Raw genomic sequence first — 13,362 nt, 5'->3', positions numbered from 1 at the left:
TTGTCTACTTCGACTTCGACCGTTCGGACCTGACCGCGGAAGCTCGCTCGGTTGTTACCCAAGCTGCCAACTACGCCAAGACCGGTGCTCCGACCCGCGTGCTGGTCGTTGGTCACACCGACACCTCGGGTAACGCTGCTTACAACCTGGGCCTGTCGAACCGTCGTGCCCGCACCGTCGCTGATGCCCTGGTCGCCCAAGGCGTCAACGGTGGCGTGATCTCGCTCGACGGCCGTGGCGAAACCTCGCTGGCCAAGCCGACCGCCGATGGCGTTCGCGAGCCGCTGAACCGTCGCGCTACGATCGACATCAACTTCTAAGTTGGGAGGAGGGGCATTTCGGTGCCCCTCCGACCGTCTTGAAAGTAAGATCGGTGATTGCCGCAGATTGCCAACCGGCGGTCTGCGGCTTTTGCTTTCTATGATCTGCCTCAGCGGCTAAAGTTTTCGTTGGCAGGCACAGAGAACACGATTAGTTGTAATGCTGAAGCTTGTGGCAAAATAAGTATTTGCCCGCAGTTAGGCTTCCAGCCCCCAAAGAGAGACCTTACTTGCTAGCACCCTACGATCCAGAGCAGGCCCGCAGTGCTTCGGATGTAGTCCGGCCTTTGAAGGGCCGCCGGTTCTTGCTGGTCACATTACCTTTTGGGCCCTTTGGTCGTGCCTTGCGTGTCGCTTTATTGGATGCAGGGGCCGATAGCGTTGAGCGCATGGCATTCAACGCCGGTGACTCTTTTACATGGCGCAGTAAGGGTCTGCGCCGGTTCAAGGGCAGCGCCAACGATTGGCGCCGGGACTTCCCCGCGATTGCTGCCGACTACACCGACATTGTCATCTTCGGCGAGAGCGGCCCGTATAATCAGGCTGTTTCTGCCTTGGCCAAGGCCATACCGGCGCGACTCTGGGTGATGGAGAACGGTTATTTCCGTCCCGACTGGATCACCCTTGAGCAGAATGGCGTTAATGCCTCTAGCCAGTTGCCGCGCGACGCGGCCGGCTATGGCGAGCCTGTACCGGAACTGCCCATCAGCCGCAGCGTAGGCAAGATCCTGCCGTACCACGTCATCAATATCTCGGTTTACCACCTGGTGCAGCTGCTCGGCGGTTGCCTGTATCCGAACTATCGCAATCCTTACACCGTGCCAGCGTGGCTTCAGTGTGTCAGCCATATCCAGCGTTACTTCCGTATCACCATGCGAAATGGGAAGCCGTGCGATGCGGCGACCCTGCAGGCGCGCGGCGCGTTCTTTCTGGCGTGTCTGCAGCGGGATGGTGACAACCAGCTGATCCGCTATTCGAAGTTTGCGGACAATACGGCCTTTATCGCCGAGGTTATGGGTAGCTTTGCCCGCTATGCGCCCAAGAGCGCGCGGTTGGTGTTCAAGAACCACCCTCTGGATCCGGGTCTGGTCGATTTCTACGCGGTCGTGAAAAGCATGGCCGAAAGCAAAGGCCTGACGGGGCGCGTCGATTTCATCGACGGTGGCAATCTGGCGGATATGTGCAGGGCTTCTTCCGGCATGATCGTCAATAATTCGAGTGCCGCCCTGTCCGCCCTCGGCTTCGGTACTCCCGTGAAGGTGCTGGGTAAGGCCTTTTTCGACTTTGAGGGGCTGACCTGCCAGCGACCGCTGAACGAGTTTTGGAAATCGCCGACGCCCGTCGACGCAGATCTGTTCAAACGGTTCCGTGCCCATGTGTTGAACAAGGCACAAATTAACGGCAATTTTCACGAACCGAAGTCGATCCGGTCTACAGCACGCGCAATCGCGGCGCGTTTTGCGAGCGTATCAGCCTGATTCCGCCTTTATAATTCGGTTCTTCCACAGACCTGTGGCGATCCGGCCACCCTTCGGCGCTGTCATATTTCTGTTACGTTATTGTCGCCCAACTTTCTGTTGGAGCGCCTAAACCCCCGCACATCAATGACATCCGTGTCACCCGCTTTCACCTCGGTGGCACGATAAAGGGGATATCCGTTGTCTAATTTCGCTCGCAGCCTGACCTTCGGCGCATCGGCACTCGCCATCGCCCTCGGCATGGCCACCACCGCTTCGGCTCAGTCGACCGGTACCGCTGCCGTTGAAGTCGAACAAATCGTCGTCACCGGCCGTCGTGGCCCGCGCACCATCGATGGTGCCATCGTTGCGGAAACCGTCGGCAAGTCGCGCTCGACGATCACGCAAGAGTACATCGAAAATCAGGCTGCTGGCCAATCGATCAACGAAGTTCTGAACCTGGTTCCGGGTATGAGCTTCACCAACAACGACGCCTACGGTTCGTCGGGCGGCAACATCCGTCTGCACGGCTTTGACGGCGCTCGTATCGCCCAAACCTTCGACGGCATGCCGCTGAACGACTCGGGCAACTACTCGCTGTACACCAACCAGCAACTGGACGGTGAGCTGATCGGTACCGCTTCGGTCAACACCGGCACCACCGACGTCGACTCCCCGACCGCAGCTGCCACCGGCGGCACGATCAACATGAACTCGATCAACCCGTCGACCGAGTTCGGCGGCCGTATCAAGGGTTCGATCGGTGACAACGACTTCCGCCGTATCTTCGGCATCGTGAACACCGGCGAGTTCGGTCCGTGGGGCACCCGCGCCTGGTTCGCCTACTCGGATCAATCGTACGACAAGTACAAGGGTGAGGGCGACCTCAACAAGCTCCAGTACAACTTCAAGATCTACCAGCCGATCCGCGACAACGGCGACTTCGTCTCGCTGGCCGGTCACTGGAACCGCAACCGCAACAACAACTACGCCGACATGCAGTTCGCGCGTAACGCTGACGGTTCGGCTCGTCTGAAGGACGGCGTGACCTGGGACAGCGACTTCGACACCACCTACACCGCTCCGACCTACGTGAACGGTCAAGCTGACGTCGACAGCAACTCGAACCGCTACTGGGCTCTGCGTCAGAACCCGTCGGACACCGGCAACATCCGCGCCCAGTCGCGCTTCACCCTGAACGACAACCTGATCTTCACCTTCGATCCGTCGTTCCAGTACACCCTGGCAACCGGTGGTTCGGGCCAGTGGACCCTGTCGGAAACCGACCGCACCATCCGTGGTTCGCAAACCACTGGCGGCGTTGACCTGAACGGCGACGGCGACACCCTGGACACCGTGCGTCTGCACTCGACCAGCCTGACCCACACCCAGCGTTACGGCATCTCGTCGTCGCTGATCTGGAAGCTGGCCGACAACCACACCGTCCGTGCCGCCTACACCCTGGACCACGCCCGTCACCGCCAGACCGGCATGTACGGCCGCATCGACTTCTCGAACCCGACCGATCCGCGCTTCGTCTCGGTTTGGGCCGGTATGAAGGATCACGACACCCGCGTTGTGAACCTGGACGGCTACGAGCTGCGCTCGCGTGACCGCCTGTCGTACGCCATCCTGAACCAGTTCGCCGTCGAATACGCCGGCCGCTTCATGGATGACACGGTTCGCCTGAACGTTGGTCTGCGCGCTCCGTTCTTCAAGCGCGAAATGAACCAGTATTGCTACTCGCAATACAAGTCGAGCACCGTGGTCTGCACCACCGAGAACGAAACCGCTCAAGCTGACGGCACCGTCAAGCTGGGCACCCGTTCGCAGTCCTACATCGCTCCGTACTCGCGCGACGTCGAGTTCGACGACATCCTGCCGAACGTCAACGTGACGTGGAACTTCTCGGGCCCGCACTCGGTGTACGCTTCGTACGCTGAATCGCTGACCCTGCCGCGCACCGACAACCTGTACCAAGTGTTCTTCGACGACGAAGGCGAAATCACCTCGCCGATCGCTCAGCCGGAAACCACCAAGACCTACGACATCGGCTACCGTTACCAAACCGGTACCCTGATCGCTTCGGCCAACGTCTGGTACACCCAGTTCAAGAACCGCATCACCTCGCGCTGGAACGAAGAACTGCAAACCTCGTTCGACGCCAACGTCGGTGACGTGGACATGTACGGCTTCGACTCGCAAATCGGCTGGTCGCCGATTGAAGGTCTGTCGCTGTACGCCACCGCTTCGTACACCGACAGCGAGATCTCGGATAACTACGAAGGCCAGAACGGCGTCCTCGTTCTGACCAAGGGCAAGTCCCTGACCGAGACCCCGGACTGGACCTTCGGTGGTCGTATCCAATACGAAACCGGCCCGCTGCAACTGGGCGCCCAAGTCAAGTACACCGGCGAGCGTTGGGTCACCGACGAAAACGACCTGTACACCGAGGCTTACACCGTCGTTAACGCCGACGCTAAGTTCGACCTGGGCTACTTCGGTCACGAGGGCACCAACATCGCTCTGCGCGTCGTCAACCTGTTCGACGAGAAGTACTTCGGCTCGATCTCGGGCGCTGTGAACTCGAACAGCTCGACCTACGGCTACCGTGGTGCCCCGCGCACCATCCAAGCGACCCTGACCTACTCGTTCTAATCCGAACGGGGTCGGTTAAGACCTGAAGGGAAGGGCGGTCCGGAAACGGGCCGCCCTTTCTCTTTATGCGGGATGGATGCGGACTTTGATCGCCCATGCATTGAAGTGCGGGGCTTTAGGTCCTATCTCGCCCCCTTCGTATTCTTTTGTTTCCACGCCCTTTCGAGGACGCCGCCATGACCACCGCTCCTATCCCTGCCGAATGGACGCCGCACCGCGCCATGTGGGTCGGCTGGCCCAGCCATGCCGAGCTGTGGCAGGAAGATCTGGAAGAGGCCCAGAACGAGGTCGAAGCCCTCGTGCTGGCGCTGGCCGGCGCCGGTCGCGAACAGGTCAGGCTGATGGTCGGCAATGCCGAGGCGCTGGAACCCGCCCGCGCGCGCTTTGCGGGCGTAGAAGGCATCGAGGTCGTCGAGGGACGCTTCGGTGACATCTGGCTGCGCGATACCGGCCCGATCTTCGGCGCAGGCTCGGCCTCGGCCAATGCCTTCACCTTCAACGGCTGGGGCGGCAAGTACGACCTGCCGCACGATGACGAGGTCGCTGACCAGATCGGCCAGCACGCCAATGTGGCCGTCACCCGCCACGACTTCATCCTCGAAGGTGGCGCGGTCGATCACGATGGCGAGGGCACGGTCCTGACCACTCGCCAGTGCGTGCTGAACACCAACCGCAACCAAGGCTGGACCGAGGAAAAGGCCGAGGCCGCTTTTGCCGAGGCTCTGGGGGCCAAGAAGGTCATCTGGCTGGGTGACGGCCTGTTGAACGACCACACCGACGGTCACGTCGACAATCTAGCCCGCTTTGTCGCGCCGGGTGTCGTGGCCTGCCCGATCGCCTTCGGAGAGGATGACCCGAACGCCGAAGTCTATGACGAGACGGCCCGCATCCTGTCGGAATCGACCGATGCCGCCGGTCGCAAGATCAAGGTGCTGCGTATCCCCTCGCCGGGTCTGGTGACCGACGAGGATGGCGAAGCCATTCCGGCCAGCCACATGAACTTCCTCATCGCCAACGGCGCTGTCGTCGTGCCGACCTATGGCAACGACACCGCCGCCCGTATGGCGTGCGAGGCGCTGGCCACCGTCTATCCCGACCACAAGATCATCCCGTCGCCGTCCATCGCCATCCTGACCGGCGGCGGCTCGTTCCACTGCATCAGCCAGCAGGAGCCTGCCTAATGGCCCGTGAAATCACCGTCGCCGGTATCCAGACGTCCTACGGCACCGACCTGCAGGACAATATCGACAAGACCATCGGCTTCATCCGCGAAGCGGCCAAGCAGGGTGCGCAGGTCATCCTGCCGTCGGAACTGTTCCAGGGCCCGTATTTCTGCGTCTCGCAGGAAGAGCACTGGTTCGAGCACGCCTATGAGTGGGACAAGCACCCCTGCGTGACCCAGTTGATGCCGATCGCCAAGGAACTGGGCGTGGCCATCCCCGTCTCGATCTTCGAGCGCGAAGGGCCGATGTATTACAACTCGCTGGTCATGCTCGACGCTGACGGCGAGGCCATGGGCGTCTATCGCAAGAGCCACATCCCTGACGGCCCCGGCTATCAGGAGAAGTATTACTTCCGTCCGGGCGATACCGGGTTCAAGGTGTGGAACACCCGCTTCGGTCGGGTCGGCGTCGGCATCTGCTGGGATCAGTGGTACCCAGAGACCGCCCGCGCCATGATGCTCCAGGGTGCCGAGGTGCTGATGTATCCGACGGCCATCGGCACCGAGCCGCATGACGATACCCTCGACACTGCCGCCCCGTGGCAGCGGGCCATGCAAGGCCACGCTGTCTCGAACGTGGTTCCGGTCGTCGGTGCCAACCGCATCGGCCACGAGCAGGTGACCGATGCGGGTCAGACCTTCTATGGCCACAGCTTCATCGCCAACCATCGTGGTGATCTGGTCCAAAGCTACGGTCGTGACGAGGAAGGTGTTCTGGTTGCCACCTTTGACCTCGACTTCCTTGACCGCCACCGTGCGGCATGGGGCTTCTTCCGCGACCGCCGCACGGACCTCTATGGTCCGCTGACCGGTACGAAGAAGGTCTGATTATGTTGATGACGGGCGGGGCTGATGGCTCCGCCCGTTTTCAATTGCGGCGATTGTCGCGGATCTGATTGCCGCTGCCGTTATCGCGGTCATCGATGCTGCTGCCAAAGGGATAGCCGGCATCGTCACGGCAATAGGAACGACCTCCGTTGCGCGCGTTCTCGACGACCAGACGCGGGCGCAGCCATGACGCCCCGGTAAAGCTGTTGTCGCGTATCAGATTGTTGGACGGGGTCTGGTGCCGCACCACGCCCCGCTCGCCACAGTTGCGATACAGCAGGATGGCGGGCTTGCCGTGCAGATCGAACCGATTACCGATGATCCGGTTATGGGCCGAGCCGTCGACGGCAATCATCTCGCGCCCCGTACGGGTCAGGATGCGATTGGCGGTCAGGCTGTGGTGGCCGCTCTCGGCATCCAGATAGATGGCCGTCGATGTCGATGTCCCGTTCAGTGTCGACTGGGTCAGGCTAACGGCGGTGACGCCCGTGCCGATGTAGAGCGGGATCGTGCCCTGACCTGTGAGCGTCAGATGGTCCAGAGTGATGCGGGTGGGGGCTGCATCTTGGGCGCGTTCGGTGTGACCGAGCGAGCGCGACGATTGGCGCAGGTCATCATAGGAGCCGTCCGCCCCCATCCCGAGAACACGGACATTGCCGAGGATATGGCAGTTGCGCACAACGACATCGCTGAGCCGTTCCCATTGGCCGTCGTCCCGCTTGTGCGAGCGTATGGAAAGGGTGGGGCGGGTCGTAGAGGCGGTAAGGTCGCGCCGCCCAACCGCTGCGCCCGCGCAGTCCAAAGTCACCCCGCTTGCGCTGGCTCCCTCGATCAGGACCGGACGGGGTATCGATTGGCCAGCGGTCAGGTGTGCCGAACAATCAAGCCGATAGGGCCGGTCCGAAACCGTGGTCAGTTCGCGCAACTGATCGGGTGTACAGCTCGGCCTTGGCTGTTCCAGTGCCAGTGCCGCGAACAGCCAAAATCCGATCAAAGGCTGAGGTTCGCGGACTGGCTCAGCGCGGCGCGTTCGGCAGCACAGCCGGGGTTGGTCTGGCCGCTGGCCTTCAGGGCCGCATATTCGGCGCGGGCCTGTTCCAGATCGCGGGCGAACTCGGGCGTCTTCATGGCCTCGGCAAAGACGGCTTCGCCCAGGCTGAGACCGACGCGCACGTCAGTAGGATAGTGCATGCCGCACAGGGCGCGGCTGAAGCCGATTTCCTGACCGGTCTTGATCGCCTGCTCGGCATGCTCGGGCGCGATCTGGGCCATGGCCGCGCCAAAGGCCGCAGCGACGCTGGCCGTTCCGGATGGATAGGACGGCGATGCTCGCCCTGCCGCAGATACGGTCTGACAGGCCGCGCGCGACGCATCGTCACCGACAGGGCGCGGGCGGTGGGCGCGAAGCTTGACGAGGGTCGAGGCCCCCTCGGCGTCCTCGAACAGGCGTTGCATCAGGCGGCTGGTTGCGGGCGTCGCGCCGCTGGCTGGATCATAGCGCACACCCAAGGTGCAATCGAAATGTTGGAGCACGAAGGGGACGCGCACCTCGGCGTGGCTGGCCGCCAAGAGCCAACGGTCGGTATTTTCCAGCACGCGGTAGCTGTCGGACAGGGCGCGGTCGGCGGCATATTGGGCACTGTCAGCCGCAGGGGGCGGCGGGACGACATCGGACAGCGCCTGTAGCTGTGACGCTGTCAGATAGCCCTTGTGCGCGGGCTCGGCCCTGACGGCAGCCGCCTCATAGGCCGCAGGCGTGCCCACGCAGCCGCAAAGCGCGAGGGCCAAAACAGAAACCGAGAAGAGAGACGTTCTGGTCATCGCATGATCCGGCGTTGGTTGGGGGTTAGCGGCCCTTGGTCCAGTTGAGCTGGACCGAGGTCGTGCCTTCGCCATCGGGCGAGGCGACGACCTGAATCTCGTCATTCTGGTTGTTGCGGGCGGCAAAGGCGCGGGCCTCGCCCTGGCTCATGGCCATGACGGGTTTCAGGCCGTTTTGCTGGGCGTGGTCGCGATAGAAGGCGACCACATCGTCAGGGGAAGCCGTGGTGGTGAACTCTGCCGTGCCGCCCGGGCCGGACGGGCCATCAGCCATAACGACCGGGCGCGACAGTTCGGCTTCGGGATAGAGGCTCGCATAGCCGGGCGCACCGGCGGCCAGTGCGGTACCTTGTTGTGCGGGAGCAGAGGCGGTTTCTTCTGCCTCATCGGTCTGGGTCTCGACCGCGGTCGGCGGGGGCGTGTCATTGCCCGCTCCGTCGCAGGCGGCCAAACCAAGGGCCGCTGCCATCGATACCCATACTATTGATTGCGGCTTCATCTACCTGTCAGGTCCCAGCCTTGAATTGAGGTCCATAACTGAACCATACGCGCGTCCGCAGCAAGGCACGTTTAGGGCAATCATGGCACATCGTTTTTCGGCTGTGGCTTATCATCCTCGCTTGCCGACTTTTCGGCTGCCAGCTCGCGCCCTTTTTGCGCCAGATCGGCATTGATCGCTTCGGAATCGGGGTCTTCGTCCGAGCCCGACGCAGAGCCGCCGCGCAGGGATCCGGCGCGCGTGTCAGAGCCCGAATCCGTGCCCTGAAGCGCACGTTTCAAGCGTTCTGCCTGCAGTTTTTCCTGATCCGTCATGGCGCGTCTCCTGTTGGGCGTCAGGAAAGAGAACGCGCCACCCGTCATCCTTGTTGCCGGACATAGAAAAAGCCCCGGCAGATCGCTCTGCCGGGGCCTTGTTCGTTTCAATCATCCAGAGGATGACGAAGCGGCTTATTTGCCGAACAGCTTGGCCCAGTTGCGGGCTTCGCGCGACTTCCATGCACCGCGGTGATAGGCGTCCGAGCCGATCAGCGGAACAACGGTGGTGGCTTCAGCGAAGACCATTTGTTCGTAGGTGGTCGAGACCTTACCCCACGAAGCGGCTTCCTTCAGGGTCGAGGAGGAGCAGGCACCGTCGCGGACGTCAGCCACGGTGATCTGCACAGCGTACTTGTGCATGTCGGCTTCGATGCCGAGGATTTCAGCGCAGACGACGGTGTCCTGGGCGAAGTTCTTCGGAACGCCGCCGCCGACCATGAACAGGGCGGTGGTGCCAGCAGCGATCTTGATGTCGGTCAGTTCGCGGAAGTCGGCGACTGCGTCGATGGTCATGTACGGCTTGCCAGCAGCAGCGCGTTCCTTCTGGTGCTTCACCAGACCGAAGCCAGCCGAGGAATCGACGAAGGCCGGGCAGAAGATCGGCACGCCCTTTTCATAGGCGGTCTGGATCAGCGAGCCTTCCTTCTTGGCGTTGCCAGCGGCCAGCCACTTGCCCATTTCCCAGATGAATTCGCGCGACGAATACGGGCGCGGTTCCAGGCTGTTGGCGATCTCGAGGATGGTGTGGTCGCAGTTCTGCAGCTCTTCTTCATCGATGTAGGTATCGTAGATACGGTCGATGTAGTTGTCGCGCAGGACGTTGTCGTCCACCGGGCCTTCGGCTTGGTAGTGCTTGAAGCCGAGAGCTTCGAAGAAGTCCATGTCGACGATCGAGGCACCGGTGGCCACGACAGCGTCGATCATGTTGTTCTGAACCATGTCACGGTAGACGTGCATGCAGCCACCAGCCGAGGTCGAACCGGCGAGGATCAGCCACGGCGAGCACTCTTTGTCTTCCAGAGCCATGTTGAAGATGTCGGCGGCGCGGGCGGTGTCGCGCGACGAGAACGACATCTTGCGCATCGAATCGATGATCGGACGGGCGTCGTAAGAGGTGATGTCCACGTGCTCGACAGTGTTGTTGAGCAGCTGAGCCTTCATGTTCGACTGAGCGGTCATTTCAGCGGTTTCCCTAAAGATTTGAGCGCCCGTCAAAAACTGAAACAGCGACCCGGACGGAGCGACGGGCCGCTATCTATACAAACGCCTTGTGACGCTTTTGGCGCCATCAGACGTTTTTGAACCGGTCTCCGAAGAGACCGGTCCGGAAAAGGGTTATTTGCGACGCTTGCGCTGGCCAGCCTTGCCCTTGGGGCGCGACAGGCGAACCACCTTGCGCGAGTTTTCCTCGGCAGTGGTGCGAACGGTCGGGATCGAGCGCGGGGCCAGACCATAGAGCGAGGCCATCGGCGCATCCTCGACCACGGCAATCTCGTGCGAGCCGTAGCCGTTGAAGCCGGTGGTCATGGCCACGCCATAGGCACCCATCATGCCGATCTCGATGAAGTCGCCTTCAGCGATGTCGGACGGGAGCCAGAACGGGCCGGGCATGTGGTCGATGGAATCGCAGGTCGGGCCATAGAAGCGGAAGGGCTTCAGTTCCGACGAGGATTCACCGTCACGGACCAGCTTGGTCGGGAAGGGCCAGCGCGAGTGGGTCGCGTCGAACAGCGAGCCATAGGAGCCGTCGTTCAGATAAAGGGCATCGCCCTTGCGCAGATCGACGCGGCACAGGATCGAGGAGCTTTCAGCCACGATCGCACGGCCCGGTTCGCACCACAGCTCGGTCGTTTCCGACACCGGCATTTCGTTGAAGCCGCGATGGATGGCGTCGGCATATTCCTGCAGGTCCGGCGGGACCATGCCCGGATAGACCGACGGGAAGCCACCGCCGACATCGACGATATCGACGAAGACGCCAGCCTTCTTGATGGCGCGACCGACCTGGGTCATCGCCGCCTCATAGGCCGACGGGCGCATGCACTGCGAACCGACGTGGAAGCTGACGCCCATCAGGCCGTCCTGAACGGCTTGGCGGGTGGCCATCAGCAGTGCCGTAGCCTGAGCCGGCGAAACGCCGAACTTGCCCGACAGCGAATAGGCCGCGCCATCGGCCGACACGCCCATGCGCACGACCAGATTCAGGTCTGCGGCATTGTCGGTCGACTCGAGAATCTTTTGCAGCTCGTCGTGGCTGTCCAGCACGAAGGTACGGACGCCATGATCATAATAGGCAGCCTTGATGGCACCGCGGCTCTTGACCGGATGCATAAAGGCCAGACGCGCGTTGGGGCTGACCGAACGAACCAGTTCGATCTCGGCCACCGAGGCCACGTCAAAGCTGTTCACGCCCGAAGCGACCAGGGTCTCGATGACCCACGGCGACGGGTTCGCCTTCACTGCATAGAAGACGTCAGCTTTCAGATTATTCTGGAACCAGCGCGCTGCTACGGTAACCGAGGCCGGACGCACAAGTGCGACCGGACGCTCAGGGGACCGCTCACGGACCAGGTCCAGGGGAAGTTGGTACGTGCGCAATTCACGTAACCCCCTGTTAATTGTTAAACCTAGACCGGCGTTAGCGGCGCAAGTTGGGACCTACGGGGTCCGCCGGAACGCGCGATATGGGATTATTGTGCCGGGATGTAAAGAGGTAATTTCGGGGCAAAAGGCCACGATATTGTGTGTAAGTAGGGGTTGCGACTGATGTCTGAAGTGTCGCGGTCTGGACGAAAACGTCCCAGACGTGCCATTAAGACTTGCCCTTGCGCCATTCTCGCGTCATGCGGCGCCCCTTTGTTGCAACCTCATCCACGGGTTCATGAGTTCTTCATCCTCCGCCGTTGCGTCGGTACGCGACGTCTCGAAGACCTACGGGGCCAGAAAGGCGCTCGACGGCGTGACCGTCGAGGTCGGCGCCGGTGAAATGGTCGCCCTTATTGGTCCTTCGGGTTCGGGCAAGTCCACCTTGCTCCGTTCGATCACGGGTCTTCACCCGATTGATCCGGGCGGAACGATCACAGTTTTTGGCGACGTCGTTCAACAGAACGGACGCGTTACCCGGAACGTGCGCCGCGCCCGCGGCCGCCTGGGCATGATCTTCCAGCAGTTCAATCTGGTGGGTCGTCTCAGCCTGTTCTCCAACGTCGTTCTGGGCTCTATCGGTCGTCTGCCGGCATGGCGCGGCTACTTCGGCGTCTGGCCGAAGGAAGACCGCGAAAAGGCCATGGCCGCGCTTCACCGCGTGGGCGTGTCCGAATATGCCGGCCAGCGCGCCAACACCCTGTCGGGTGGTCAACAGCAGCGTGGCGCTATCGCCCGCGCCCTGCTGCAAGGTGCCAAGGCCATCCTCGCTGACGAGCCTGTCGCGTCGCTTGACCCTGTTTCGGCCCGTAAGGTCATGGAACTGCTGGTCGAGCTGAACAAGCGCGATGGCCTCGGCGTCATCGTTACGCTTCACCAGGTCGACTATGCGATCCGCTACTGTGACCGCGTCGTTGCCCTGCAAAAGGGCAAGATCGTGTACGACGGTCCGGCGACGGGTCTGGACACGCAGCGCCTGATCGAAATTTACGGTCCTGAATACGAGGACGCGTTCTGGGAGGCCACGGCATGACCCAATATCAATTCTCGCGCCGCGCACTGGGCCTGGTGGCCGGTGCCGTTATGGCTCTGGGCCTCGCCGCCTGCGGCGGTGGCGACAAGGCTGAGGGCGGCAAGGCGGCTGGCGAAGTCCAGTTCGCCATCCTGCCGGCCGAAGGCCAGTCGTCGTCGGGTCCGCTGTGGCAGCCGCTGCTGGACGACATGTCCAAGGAAATCGGCGTTCCGGTGAAGCCCTACTTCGCCTCGAACTACACCGTTCTGGTTGAAGCCATGCGCGGAAACCAGATCCAGGCAGCATGGTTCCCGGCCAAGACCGCGATCGAAGCCATCGAACGCGCCAACGGCGAAGTCGTGGCCCGCATCGTCGATCCGGAAGGCCGTGACAGCTATCAATCGACGCTGATCGTCAAAAAGGGTTCGGGCATTACGCTCGAAGACGTGATGGCTTGCGGCAAGAAGTACGACTTCGGCATCGGTGATGCCCTGTCGACCTCGGGCACGCTGGCTCCGCTGACCTTCCTGTTCAACCCGAAGGGTGTCGTTCCGGAGCAGTGCTTCAAGACCGTCCGTACCGCCA

The 13,362-nt window shown here is 61.9% G+C and carries 13 protein-coding genes; 7 read left to right on the top strand and 6 right to left on the bottom strand.

From position 1 onward, the window contains the following. The 5 genes from Q0Y42_RS13225 to aguB form a co-directional block, all read left to right on the top strand. Positions 1-320: OmpA family protein (locus Q0Y42_RS13225; RefSeq protein ID WP_297804609.1), on the top strand; the 320-nt coding region annotated here is incomplete at its 5' end. Positions 321-709: 389 nt separating this feature from the next. Then, on the top strand, positions 710-1,798 hold the full coding sequence (locus Q0Y42_RS13220; RefSeq protein ID WP_297804606.1) for a capsular biosynthesis protein: 1,089 nt from the start codon (positions 710-712) through the stop codon (positions 1,796-1,798). A gap of 180 nt (positions 1,799-1,978) precedes the next feature. Next, a complete protein-coding gene (locus Q0Y42_RS13215) occupies positions 1,979-4,435 on the top strand; it encodes a TonB-dependent receptor (RefSeq protein ID WP_297804603.1) in 2,457 nt (818 codons plus the stop codon). Between the two features lie 176 nt (positions 4,436-4,611). Next, complete coding sequence (locus Q0Y42_RS13210; protein WP_297804601.1) at positions 4,612-5,616, top strand: agmatine deiminase family protein; 1,005 nt, start codon at positions 4,612-4,614, stop codon at positions 5,614-5,616. After that, a complete protein-coding gene (gene aguB, locus Q0Y42_RS13205; RefSeq protein WP_297804598.1) occupies positions 5,616-6,485 on the top strand; it encodes an N-carbamoylputrescine amidase in 870 nt (289 codons plus the stop codon). Before Q0Y42_RS13210 ends, aguB begins: the two co-directional genes overlap by 1 nt. 40 nt (positions 6,486-6,525) lie before the next feature. Here aguB and Q0Y42_RS13200 read toward each other — a convergent pair whose 3' ends face one another. The 6 genes from Q0Y42_RS13200 to Q0Y42_RS13175 all read right to left on the bottom strand — a co-directional run bounded on the left by Q0Y42_RS13200 (position 6,526) and on the right by Q0Y42_RS13175 (position 11,720). Continuing rightward, positions 6,526-7,479 (bottom strand): right-handed parallel beta-helix repeat-containing protein, encoded by a 954-nt coding sequence (locus tag Q0Y42_RS13200; protein WP_297804596.1) that lies wholly within the window; start codon positions 7,477-7,479, stop codon positions 6,526-6,528. Further along, positions 7,476-8,306, bottom strand: coding sequence for a phosphatase PAP2 family protein (locus tag Q0Y42_RS13195; RefSeq protein ID WP_297804592.1), 831 nt, complete (start codon positions 8,304-8,306; stop codon positions 7,476-7,478). The genes Q0Y42_RS13200 and Q0Y42_RS13195 overlap by 4 nt, the downstream gene beginning before the upstream one ends. Before the next feature lie 25 nt (positions 8,307-8,331). Then, a complete protein-coding gene (locus tag Q0Y42_RS13190; protein WP_297804589.1) occupies positions 8,332-8,775 on the bottom strand; it encodes a hypothetical protein in 444 nt (147 codons plus the stop codon). 110 nt (positions 8,776-8,885) lie between these two features. Beyond that, the gene (locus Q0Y42_RS13185; RefSeq protein WP_297804586.1) at positions 8,886-9,119 is read right to left on the bottom strand and encodes a hypothetical protein; all 234 of its coding nucleotides are present in this window, start codon (positions 9,117-9,119) and stop codon (positions 8,886-8,888) included. A 135-nt stretch (positions 9,120-9,254) separates the two neighbouring features. Then, on the bottom strand, positions 9,255-10,301 hold the full coding sequence (locus Q0Y42_RS13180) for a deoxyhypusine synthase (protein ID WP_297804583.1): 1,047 nt from the start codon (positions 10,299-10,301) through the stop codon (positions 9,255-9,257). 156 nt (positions 10,302-10,457) lie between these two features. Then, complete coding sequence (locus tag Q0Y42_RS13175) at positions 10,458-11,720, bottom strand: type III PLP-dependent enzyme (RefSeq protein ID WP_297804581.1); 1,263 nt, start codon at positions 11,718-11,720, stop codon at positions 10,458-10,460. A gap of 283 nt (positions 11,721-12,003) precedes the next feature. Between Q0Y42_RS13175 and phnC the strand changes: the two genes are divergently transcribed. Then, positions 12,004-12,798, top strand: a complete 795-nt coding sequence (phnC, locus tag Q0Y42_RS13170; protein ID WP_297804577.1) for a phosphonate ABC transporter ATP-binding protein — start codon at positions 12,004-12,006, stop codon at positions 12,796-12,798. Beyond that, the coding region (gene phnD / locus Q0Y42_RS13165) for a phosphate/phosphite/phosphonate ABC transporter substrate-binding protein (protein WP_297804572.1) at positions 12,795-13,362 on the top strand (568 nt) is incomplete at its 3' end. The genes phnC and phnD, both read left to right, overlap by 4 nt.

Source organism: uncultured Brevundimonas sp., assembly GCF_947305955.1.
In the GTDB taxonomy this organism is placed as follows: domain Bacteria; phylum Pseudomonadota; class Alphaproteobacteria; order Caulobacterales; family Caulobacteraceae; genus Brevundimonas.
Note: the sequence above shows the minus strand (reverse complement) of the source record. Positions and strands in the feature narration are given on the sequence as shown.

What these genes read in the sequence shown, in the direction of transcription:
- Q0Y42_RS13220 (WP_297804606.1), top strand. Translation starts at nt 710, where the DNA reads ATGGCATTCAACGCCGGTGACTCTTTTACATGGCGCAGTAAGGGTCTG.
- Q0Y42_RS13210 (WP_297804601.1), top strand. Translation starts at nt 4,612, where the DNA reads ATGACCACCGCTCCTATCCCTGCCGAATGGACGCCGCACCGCGCCATG.
- aguB (WP_297804598.1), top strand. Translation starts at nt 5,616, where the DNA reads ATGGCCCGTGAAATCACCGTCGCCGGTATCCAGACGTCCTACGGCACC.
- Q0Y42_RS13195 (WP_297804592.1), bottom strand. Translation starts at nt 8,306, where the DNA reads ATGACCAGAACGTCTCTCTTCTCGGTTTCTGTTTTGGCCCTCGCGCTT.
- Q0Y42_RS13190 (WP_297804589.1), bottom strand. Translation starts at nt 8,775, where the DNA reads ATGGCAGCGGCCCTTGGTTTGGCCGCCTGCGACGGAGCGGGCAATGAC.
- Q0Y42_RS13185 (WP_297804586.1), bottom strand. Translation starts at nt 9,119, where the DNA reads ATGACGGATCAGGAAAAACTGCAGGCAGAACGCTTGAAACGTGCGCTT.
- Q0Y42_RS13180 (WP_297804583.1), bottom strand. Translation starts at nt 10,301, where the DNA reads ATGACCGCTCAGTCGAACATGAAGGCTCAGCTGCTCAACAACACTGTC.
- phnC (WP_297804577.1), top strand. Translation starts at nt 12,004, where the DNA reads ATGAGTTCTTCATCCTCCGCCGTTGCGTCGGTACGCGACGTCTCGAAG.